The sequence below is a fragment of the Pseudomonas sp. FW305-28 genome, assembly GCF_017351395.1.
Classification (GTDB): domain Bacteria; phylum Pseudomonadota; class Gammaproteobacteria; order Pseudomonadales; family Pseudomonadaceae; genus Aquipseudomonas; species Aquipseudomonas fluorescens_AA.
The window spans coordinates 1-9,460 of the sequence record NZ_JACNDD010000204.1 but is presented as its reverse complement, the minus strand read 5'-3'; the positions used below and the strand labels follow the sequence as shown (position 1 = coordinate 9,460).

The 9,460-nt window shown below is 64.7% G+C and carries 10 protein-coding genes; 8 read left to right on the top strand and 2 right to left on the bottom strand.

Features of this window, described 5'->3' with window-relative positions; genetic code table 11:
- The 8 genes from J4E53_RS28375 to J4E53_RS28340 form a co-directional block, all read left to right on the top strand.
- Positions 1-496: ABC transporter ATP-binding protein (locus tag J4E53_RS28375; RefSeq protein WP_207268241.1), on the top strand; the 496-nt coding region annotated here is incomplete at its 5' end.
- Positions 493-1,374, top strand: coding sequence for a branched-chain amino acid ABC transporter permease (locus J4E53_RS28370; protein WP_103308155.1), 882 nt, complete (start codon positions 493-495; stop codon positions 1,372-1,374). The genes J4E53_RS28375 and J4E53_RS28370, both read left to right, overlap by 4 nt.
- Before the next feature lie 4 nt (positions 1,375-1,378).
- Positions 1,379-2,443, top strand: a complete 1,065-nt coding sequence (locus J4E53_RS28365; RefSeq protein WP_103308156.1) for a branched-chain amino acid ABC transporter permease — start codon at positions 1,379-1,381, stop codon at positions 2,441-2,443.
- Positions 2,444-2,521: 78 nt separating this feature from the next.
- Entirely contained in the window at positions 2,522-3,862 is a 1,341-nt protein-coding gene (locus J4E53_RS28360; protein ID WP_060742779.1) for an ABC transporter substrate-binding protein, read from the top strand.
- 66 nt (positions 3,863-3,928) lie between these two features.
- The gene (locus J4E53_RS28355) at positions 3,929-5,263 is read left to right on the top strand and encodes an ABC transporter substrate-binding protein (RefSeq protein WP_103308157.1); all 1,335 of its coding nucleotides are present in this window, start codon (positions 3,929-3,931) and stop codon (positions 5,261-5,263) included.
- Positions 5,264-5,325: 62 nt separating this feature from the next.
- Positions 5,326-6,102: an ABC transporter ATP-binding protein gene (locus J4E53_RS28350; RefSeq protein WP_103308158.1), complete on the top strand. Its 777-nt coding sequence runs from the start codon at positions 5,326-5,328 to the stop codon at positions 6,100-6,102.
- Between the two features lie 171 nt (positions 6,103-6,273).
- A complete protein-coding gene (locus tag J4E53_RS28345; protein WP_103308159.1) occupies positions 6,274-7,506 on the top strand; it encodes an SfnB family sulfur acquisition oxidoreductase in 1,233 nt (410 codons plus the stop codon).
- A gap of 9 nt (positions 7,507-7,515) precedes the next feature.
- Positions 7,516-7,911, top strand: coding sequence for a hypothetical protein (locus J4E53_RS28340; RefSeq protein ID WP_060742775.1), 396 nt, complete (start codon positions 7,516-7,518; stop codon positions 7,909-7,911).
- Between the two features lie 131 nt (positions 7,912-8,042).
- On the opposite strand, the gene J4E53_RS28335 is transcribed toward J4E53_RS28340, so the two are convergent.
- Both J4E53_RS28335 and J4E53_RS28330 read right to left on the bottom strand, forming a co-directional pair.
- Positions 8,043-8,891 (bottom strand): amidohydrolase family protein, encoded by an 849-nt coding sequence (locus tag J4E53_RS28335; RefSeq protein WP_103308160.1) that lies wholly within the window; start codon positions 8,889-8,891, stop codon positions 8,043-8,045.
- On the bottom strand, positions 8,888-9,460 hold a 573-nt coding region (locus J4E53_RS28330; protein WP_207268240.1), incomplete at its 5' end, for an LLM class flavin-dependent oxidoreductase. The genes J4E53_RS28335 and J4E53_RS28330, both read right to left, overlap by 4 nt.

Below are 9,460 nucleotides of genomic sequence, written 5' to 3'. Positions count from 1 at the left end.
GAAAATGAGCGTGGTGGACAACCTGCTCACCGGCCTGTCGCGCTTCCAGCGGACGTTTTTTCTCGAACAGGCCTTGGGTTTGCCGCGTGCCCGGCGCGAGGCGCGGGCGTTCGCCGAGCGTGCCGAGCGGGTGTTGGAATTTCTCGAGTTGCAGGCTTGGCGCGACGTCGCCGTGGGCAGCCTGGCCTACGGCCTGCAGAAACGCGTGGAGCTGGGCCGGGCGTTGATCGCGCAGCCGACGCTGCTGTTGCTCGACGAGCCGATGGCCGGCATGAACGCCGAGGAGAAACAGGACATGAGCCGCTTCATCGCCGATATCAATCGTGATCTTGGCACTACGGTGATTCTCATCGAGCACGACATCCAGGTGGTCATGGGCTTGTCCAGCCACGTGGTGGTGCTGGACTACGGACGCAAGGTCGGCGACGGCTCGCCGGCCGAAGTCCAGGCCAATCCCGATGTGATCGCTGCCTACCTGGGGACGCCTCGCCCATGAACTTCTTTTTGGAAACCCTGATCGGCGGGCTGCTGGCCGGCACCTTGTATTCGCTGGTAGCCATCGGTTTCGTGCTGATCTACAAGGCCAGCGGCGTGTTCAATTTCGCCCAGGGCGCCATGCTGTTGTTCGCCGCGCTGACCTTCGTCAGTTTGCGCGAACAGGGCCTGTCCTTTGCCCTGACGTTGCTCCTGACGGTGTTGGTGATGGTCGTCGGCGCGCTGTTGATCGAGCGCCTGGTATTGCGGCCGTTGGTCAACCGTTCGCAGATTACCCTGTTCATGGCCACCCTCGGCCTGTCGTTCATCATCGAAGGCCTGGCCCAAGGCTTGATGGGCGCCCAGGTGCGCGCACTGGACCTGGGCATCGAGGACGTCCCGCTGTTCGTCGGCGAGATCATGATCAGCCAGTTCGACCTGATCGCCGCCGGGGTGTCCGCGCTGACGGTGGCGGTGCTGGCCCTGCTGTTCAACAAGACTCGCATCGGTGTTGCCCTGCGCGCCGTGGCCGACGACACCCGTGCAGCGCTGTCGTTGGGCATCAACCTCAACCGCATCTGGCAGATCGTCTGGGCCGTGGCCGGGGTGGTCGGGCTGGTCGCCGGGCTGCTCTGGGGCGCGCGCCAGGGCGTGCAGTTCTCGCTTTCGCTGGTGGTGCTCAAGGCGCTGCCGGTACTGATCATCGGGGGCTTCACCTCGATTGGCGGGGCCATCGTCGGCGGGCTGATCGTCGGTGCCGCCGAGAACCTCGCCGAGGCCTATATCGGCCCGCTGATCGGCGGCGGCATCACGCCCTGGTTCGCCTATTTCCTCGCCTTGATCTTCCTCTACATCCGACCGGCCGGCCTGTTCGGCGACCGGATCATTGAACGGGTATGACGCCATGACCGCTACTGTTCCGCGCCTGACTGCCAGCTTCGACGAGGCGCCGCTGACCCTGGTGCGCCGGCGTTGGCGGCCGGGCCTGCTGCTGTTGCTGCTGGTGGCCTTTGTCGGCCTGCCGTGGCTGGGCAACGACTATTGGCTCAACGCGATCCTGATTCCGTTCCTGGTGCTGTCGCTGGCCGGCCTGGGGTTGAACCTGCTGACCGGCTACACCGGCCAGACGTCGGTCGGTGCCGCCGGCTTCATGGCGGTGGGCGCGTTCGCCGCCTACGGCCTGCTGCTGCGCGTACCCGGATTGCCGTTGCCACTGGCGCTGATCGGCGGTGGTTTGATCGCCGGGCTGGTGGGGTTGCTGTTCGGCATCCCCAGCTCGCGGATCAAGGGCTTCTACCTGATGGTCACGACGCTGGCCGCGCAGTTCTTCCTGGAGTGGGTGTTCGCCAAGTTCCCCTGGTTCTACAACTACGCCTCGTCCGGCACCATCAGCGCGCCACGCCTGGAGCTGTTGGGCCATAACCTGACCACCCCCGTCGGTCGCTACCTGTTGACCCTCAGTTGCGTGGTGCTGCTGACCTGGATAGCGGCCAACCTGGTGCGCAGCCAGGTCGGCCGTAACTGGATGGCGATCCGTGACATGGACACCGCTGCCGCCGTGATTGGCATTCCAGTGGAACGCTACAAGCGCCTGGCCTTCGCGGTCAGTTCGTTCTACCTGGGCATCGCCGGGGCGCTCTGGGCGTTCGCCTACCTGGGCACGGCCAGTGCCGGCAGCTTCGACATCAACCGCTCGTTCCAGATTCTGTTCATCATCATTATCGGCGGCATGGGCAGCATCGCCGGCAGCTTCATCGGCGCGGCCTTCATCAGCCTTGTGCCGATCCTGCTCAGCCATGCCGGGCTATGGCTGTTCAACGGCAACGTCGACGCCGGGCAATTGCAGAACCTGCAGAAGGTGCTCTTCGGCGGCCTGATCATCTGGTTCCTGATCAAGGAACCGGAAGGGCTGGCCCGCCTGCTTGGCGACTTGCGCGAACGCATCAGGGTCTGGCCGCTGCGGTTCTGAGCGCCGACCCACGACCCAACAGACCTTGACCCGACCCAGGGAAAGGAGGTTTCCAACACTGCACAAGAAGTACAGACCATGCGTAGAACCTTGCCTCGCCTCCTGTTCGCCAGTCTCTTCGTGGCTGGCGTCCAGGCCCTGCTGCCGACCATTACCCAGGCCGCCAGCAACCAGCAATTCATCCCCATGGCCACTTACCGGGTCGGCGCCTACGCCTCCAGCGGCATCCCCTGGTGGGCGGGGGAAATCGACTATTTCCGTTACATCAACGAGGTCGAAGGTGGTATCAATGGCGTCAAGCTGGTCTGGCAGGAGTGCGAGACGGAGTGGAACGTCGACCGTATCGTCGAGTGCTATGAACGCTACAAGGGAGGGCTCGACGGCGCGCCGACAGCGTTCTTCTTCACCCACAGCACGCCGGGTTCCTACGCGCTGATGGAGAAGGGCGCGGCCGACCGGATCCCGCTGATCGACGGTGCCGGCGGGCGTACCGAATCCACCGACGGCAGCGTGTTTCCCTACGCCTTCCCGTTGCTGCTCAATTACTACGGCCAGGCCTCGGTGGGCATCAACTACATCGCCGAGCGCGAGGGCGGTTTCGACAAGCTCAAGGGCAAGAAGATCGTCACCGTCTACCACGACTCCGCCTATGGCCGCGAAACCCAGGCGCCGATGACGTTGCTGGCGCAGAAGTACGGTTTCGAGAACATCCAGATTCCGGTGGCCGATCCAGGCAACGAACAGTCCGCGCAATGGCGCCAGGTGCGGCAGATCAAGCCGGATTGGGTGTTCCTGCGGACCTGGGGCGTGTCCACGCCGGTGGGGATCAAGACGGCGGCGCGGTTCGGCATCCCGGTCGATCGCATCATCGGTGATGTCTGGGCCGGTTCCGAGGCCGACGTGATCCCGGCGGGCCCTGCCGCCAAGGGCTACCAGGCGCTCGCGCCGTTCCCGGGTGGCGATGGTTTCGAGATCCACAAGCGCTTGCGCCAGTCCATCCTCGACACCGGCAAGAGCGACCTCAAGGACCGCAGCTATTTTGGCAAGGTCTACTACAACATCGGCCTGATCAATGCGGCCATCGCGGTCGAGGCGCTGCGCACGGCCCAGGCGAAGTTCGGCAATCGCCCGCTCAACGGCGAGGAAGCGCGCTGGGGCTTCGAACACCTGGACATCGATGCCGCACGACTCAAGGCCAGTGGTTTCGAAGGGCTGTTGCCGCCGCTGAAACTGTCCTGTTCCGACCATGAGGGCGGCGGTGCGGCGCGTGTGCAGCAGTGGGATGGCGAGAAGTGGGTGTTGGTGACCGACTGGGTTCAGGCCGACCGAGCCACGCTGCGCCCATTGATCGAAGCCAAGTCTGCCGCCTACGCCAAGGAAAAGGGTATTACCGCGCGTGATTGCGCCAGCGAACAGTGAGCCGCCGTCGATAACTGTCGCTCGGCCGCCTTCGCGCGGTCGGGCACTCAAGCCGAGAAGATAATCATGCATGCAACCCTCAAACGTCGCCTCGCCGCCATCGGCCTGGCACTCGGCGCCTATACGGCGCTGGTACCGGCTGCCCAGGCGGCCAACGAACAGTTCTTCCCGCTGGCCACCTACCGGGTCGGCGCCTATGCCTCCAGCGGTATTCCGGTCTGGGCCGGAATGATCGACTACCTGCGCTACATCAACGAGGTGGAAGGTGGCATCAACGGCGTCAAGCTGGTCTGGCAGGAGTGCGAGACCGAATGGACGGCGGAGAAGGGCATCGAATGCTACGAGCGCTTCAAGAACGGTCTCAATGGCGCGCCGGTGGCGGTCTATCAGCCCAACGGCGCCCCGGCTGCCTACGCCCTCGCGGACAAGGCCGAGGCCGACAAGATTCCCTTGATCACCCTTGGCTATGGCCGTACCGAAGCCACCGACGGTAGGGTGTTTCCCTATAACTTCCCGGCCATGCTGACGTTCTACAGCGAGGCCTCGGCGTTCATCAACTACGTGGCCGAGCGCGAGGGCGGGCTGGACAAGCTCAAGGGCAAGAAAATCGCCACCGTCTACCACGACTCCGCCTACGGCCGGGAAACCCAGGGGCCGCTGGCGTTGCTGGCGCAGAAGTACGGCTTCGAGAACATCCAGATCGCGGTGGCCGACCCGGGTAACGAGCAGGCCGGGCAGTGGCGCCAGGTGCGGCAACTCAAGCCGGACTGGGTATTCCTGCGGACCTGGGGCGTGTCCACGCCGGTGGCGATCAAGACCGCAGCACGTTTCGGCTACCCGGTGGAACGCATCGTCGGCGACATCTGGGCCAGCTCCAACGAAGACGTGCTACCGGCCGGTGAGGCGGGCAAGGGGTATCTGGCATTGACACCCTACCCGGGCGGCGCCGACTTTGACATTCACCAGCGCATCCGCCAGCACATCCTCGATACCGGCAAGAGCGACCTCAAGGATCCGAAGAGTTTTGGCAGCGTCTACTACAACTCCGGCCTGGTGAATGCGGCCATTGCCGTCGAAGCGATCCGCACCGGGCAGAAGCATTTCGGCAACCGGCCGCTCAACGGTGAGGAAGGTCGCTGGGGCCTGGAGCATCTCGACCTCAACGATGCGCGTCTCAAGGAAATCGGTTTTCTTGGGCTGATGCAGCCGCTGCGGTTGTCCTGCAGCGACCACGAGGGCGGCGGGGCGGCCAAGGTGCAGCAGTGGGACGGCCAGCAGTGGAACCTGATCACCGACTGGGTCCAGGCCGACCGCGCCACGTTGCGCCCGTTGATCGATGCCAAGGCCGCCGAGTACGCGAAAGAGAAGGGCGTGACCCCTCGCGATTGCACGGCGCAGTGACCCTGCGCACGGCTTGGCAAATCGAAACACAACCGGGCGCGACTGCGCCCAAGGAGTAAACCATGACCATTGCGGCCCTTGCGGGCGCCGAAAGCAGTGAGTTGCTGGCGGTGCAAGACATCGAAGTGATCTACGACGGCGCGATCCTCGCCGTGGCCGGGGTTTCCCTGCGGGTCGGACAGGGCGATATCGTCGCCCTGCTCGGTGCCAACGGCGCGGGCAAGAGCACTACGCTCAAGGCCATTTCCGGGCTGGTCCAGGCCGATCGGGCGCAGGTCAGTCGTGGGCGGATTGTCTTCCAGGGACAGGACACCGCGGGGGTTGCGGCCAATCTGCTGGCACGCCAGGGCATTGTTCATGTGCTGGAGGGGCGGCATGTGTTCGCCCACCTGACGATCGAGGATAACCTGCGCAGTGGCGGTTTCCTGCGCAAGCCGACGCGCCGGGAGCTGGAGCACGATCTGGAGCGGATCTACGCCTGGTTCCCACGGCTGAAGACCAAGCGCAAGACCCAGGCCGGGCTGACCTCGGGCGGCGAGCAGCAGATGCTTGCCATCGGCCGGGCCTTGATGACCCAGCCTCGACTGGTGCTGCTCGACGAACCCTCGATGGGGCTGGCACCGATTCTCGTCGAAGAGATTTTCGCCATCGTCGCGCAGCTCAATGCCCAGGAGGGCGTGAGCTTTCTGGTGGCCGAGCAGAACATCAATGTCGCCCTGCGCCATGCCAGCTACGCCTACATCCTGGAGAACGGGCGGGTAGTGGGCGAGGGCGACGCTACTGAGCTGGCGGCGCGGGAAGACCTCCAGCATTTTTACCTGGGTGGCAAGGCTCGCTGAGGGCGGCGCAACGCAACTGTTCGCTGGGCAACAGTTTATCGACAGTTTGCCGCTCACGGAGCTTTCAAACGTACTTGGATTTATCTTCAAGGTATTGAATATAAAGCGTTTTTAATTTTGGTACGGGCTGTGCTTTAGCGCTGTATGAACCCGTTATGCATGGAGTAGCACATGACCGACTCACCGTCTTTCGATCTGCCTGGGCAGGCCCATCCGGCGCCGCGCAGTCCGGCCCACATCATCCGTAGCGACGCCGAGGCCATCGAGGTGGCGCAGCGCCTGGCCGAGGATTTCGCCCGCGAGGCGGCCTTGCGCGACCGCGAGCGACGGCTGCCCTGGGAAGAGCTCGAACGTTTTTCCGCGAGCGGGCTGTGGGCGATCCGCGTGCCGAAGGCCTACGGTGGCGCCGAGGTGTCCTATGCCACCCTCAGCGAAGTGATCGCGATCATTTCCGCTGCCGATCCGTCCCTCGGCCAGTTGCCGCAGAACCATTTCGGTGTGCTCAGCAACCTCAGCCTGACCGGCAGCGAGGAGCAGAAGCGCCGCTACTACGCCAAGGTTCTGCAAGGCTATCGTTTCGGCAACGCCTTTTCCGAAGCGCGCAGCCAGTACGTCACCACCTTCCAGACGCAGATCCGTTTCGACGGCGACACGGCCGTACTCGACGGCGAGAAGGCCTACTGCACCGGTGCGTTGTTCGCCCACATCGTGCCGGTCGCCGGGGTGGACGAGGCGGGGCACGTTCATATCGCCCTCGTTCCACGGGATGCAGCGGGCCTGACGGTGATCGACAGTTGGGACGGCTTCGGTCAGCGCATCACCGCCAGTGGCCAGGTGCGCATCGAAGGTGTACGGGTACCGGCGAGCGACGTGGTGCCGGCCTGGAAGGCCTATGACCAACCCACCTCCGACGGCCCGATCTCGCAAATCATTCAGGCTGCGGTGGACACCGGCATTGCCCGTGGTGCGTTCGCCGAGACTTTGCGCGTAGCACGCCAGGCGCGCCCGTGGGTGGACAGCGGGCTGCAACACGGCTGGCAGGACCCGCTGGGCCAGGCGCTGATCGGTGAGTTGGCCTGGCGCCTGCAAGCGGCCGAAGCGATTCTGCGTCGCGCGGCGTACGCGGTCGACCGTGCTGTCGCCGAGCCCAGCGAGGAACGGGTTGCTGAAGCTTCGGTGATTGTCGGCCAGGCCAAGGTGCTGTCCACCGAGATTTCCCTGGAGGCTTCCAGCCGTCTGTTGGAGTTGGGCGGCACCCGCAGCGTCTCGGCCAGCCAGGGGCTGGACCGGTTCTGGCGCAATGCGCGGACTCACACCCTGCACGATCCGGTGCGCTGGAAGTATCACTTGGTCGGCAATCAACTGCTCAACGGCATCAAGCCGCAACGTCATTCCTGGAACTGAGGATCGCCCATGTCCAACTTACATTCCCAAGGCCGTAGCGACCTGGCCCATGCTCGGCATGTCGAGGTGGCGCTGATTGACTATCTGCGTGCACAAAGTGCCCGCCACGAAGCGCTGGTGATTGCCGCCGTCGGCGAACTGCGCATCCGCATCGACGCTGCTGACGCCTTGCTGGAGTACGCCGATGAGTCCCAGTCGGCTGCCATTGCCTTTCGCTTGGCTGCCGCCGAGGCGGCGCGCCTGGCGGGTGACGTGTACTTCGAACTGGCCGGCCGCAGCCTGCCGCGGCCCCTGCCAGACAGCGCCGAACCGGCCTTGCTGACCCAGCGCCGGTTGCTGGGCGACCACTACCTCAACGGCGCCGCGTTGGCCGACGAGCAAGAAGGGCGCCTGGCTGCGGGATAGGCAATGGATCGTGATGAAATCGGGGAGTGCCGGAGTGCTCCCCGGGTTGTTCGCTGAAGATCACCTGGCGTTTCCTGCGGTTCGGTTTGAATCGCAGGAAACGTTCCCCGGGGAACGGAACCGACGCCGGCTCAGGCCAGCCCGAATACCCTGCGCGCGTTACCGTGGAAGAACTTCTCCAGCACCTCGTCTTTAAGCCCCAGTTGCAGGGCGTCTTCGATGCTTTGACGGATCGGTCGGAAGGTGTAGGACGAGCCGAATAGCAACTGGTCGGCCAGGTAGCCGTTGGCCGCTTGCACGTAACCCTCGCTGCCTGGCTGGAACAGGTACATGTCCGGCACCAGGTGAATGTTTTCAAAGCGGAAAGCAACGCCGAGGGCCTGCTGAACGTTGGGCCAGTAGCCGTGGTAGACGACGATCGTTAGGTCCGGGAACGCACGGGCCACGGCCGCCAGGCGTGCCGGGTCGTTGTAGCTCGGGTCCGGGGTGGTCGGCCCACTCATCAGGAACAGCGGGATACCGCGCTTTTGCAGGTGTTCGTAGAGCGGCCAGTACAGCGCATCGTCAGGGTGCCGGGCCGGCTCGGCGAAGCCCGGTTCCAGGTCGATGCCGGCCAGGCCCAGGTGATCGATCGCCCGGTCTATTTCCGCCAGGGCGCCTTCGATTCCTTGTAGCACCGGCTCTACCGAGCCGATGCCGATCAGCTCGTCGTGACCCCGAACGATTTCGTGGATGCGCTCATTCGGCAGGTGCTGGCTCGGTGTGTGGCGGCCCACCACCACGGCTTTGTCCAGCCCGGCGTCACGCACCTCGGCGAGAAAACCCTCCGGTGTCAGCGAACGTTCGAAGTGATCGTCCGGGCCGCGGGTGCCGACGCGCCGGTTGAGCCAGCGCGCCACGGCGTGTTCGGGCGAGCCCGGTATCCCGCCGAAAAATGGGTGCAGGTAGGCCGGGCGACAACGCAGGTCGATGACGTTCATGCGACTTTCTCCTTGCCGGCGCGGACGTCGAAGGCACCGCCAGTGAAGGCGCCTTCCACGGTGACCTTGCCCTTGCCCGGCAACAGCGGGAACACCAGTTCGGCGAAGCGATAGGCTTCTTCCAGGTGCGGGTAACCCGAGAGGACGAAGCTGTCGACGCCCAGGTCGGCGTATTCGAGCAGACGTGCGGCGACGGTTTCCGGATCGCCGACCAGTGCAGTGCCGGCGCCACCGCGAACCAGGCCGACCCCGGCCCAGAGGTTGGGCGCCACTTCCAGCTTGTTGCGGTCGCCGCCGTGTAACGCGGCCATGCGCCGCTGGCCTTCGGAATCCATCTTGACGTAGTTGGCCTGGGCGGCGGCGATGGTGGCGTCGTCGAGGTGGCTGATCAATTCGTCGGCAGCGGCCCAGGCGGCTTCGCTGGTTTCCCGCACGATCACGTGCAGGCGCACGCCGAAGCGCACGCTGCGGCCATGCCTGGCGGCACGAGCGCGCACGTCGGCGATCTTCTCGGCCACGGCCGCCGGCGGTTCACCCCAGGTCAGGTAGGCATCGACATGCTTGGCTGC

Coding starts and splice junctions, on each gene's coding strand:
- J4E53_RS28365 (WP_103308156.1), top strand. CDS start 1,379: ATGACCGCTACTGTTCCGCGCCTGACTGCCAGCTTCGACGAGGCGCCG.
- J4E53_RS28360 (WP_060742779.1), top strand. CDS start 2,522: ATGCGTAGAACCTTGCCTCGCCTCCTGTTCGCCAGTCTCTTCGTGGCT.
- J4E53_RS28370 (WP_103308155.1), top strand. CDS start 493: ATGAACTTCTTTTTGGAAACCCTGATCGGCGGGCTGCTGGCCGGCACC.
- J4E53_RS28345 (WP_103308159.1), top strand. CDS start 6,274: ATGACCGACTCACCGTCTTTCGATCTGCCTGGGCAGGCCCATCCGGCG.
- J4E53_RS28355 (WP_103308157.1), top strand. CDS start 3,929: ATGCATGCAACCCTCAAACGTCGCCTCGCCGCCATCGGCCTGGCACTC.
- J4E53_RS28340 (WP_060742775.1), top strand. CDS start 7,516: ATGTCCAACTTACATTCCCAAGGCCGTAGCGACCTGGCCCATGCTCGG.
- J4E53_RS28350 (WP_103308158.1), top strand. CDS start 5,326: ATGACCATTGCGGCCCTTGCGGGCGCCGAAAGCAGTGAGTTGCTGGCG.
- J4E53_RS28335 (WP_103308160.1), bottom strand. CDS start 8,891: ATGAACGTCATCGACCTGCGTTGTCGCCCGGCCTACCTGCACCCATTT.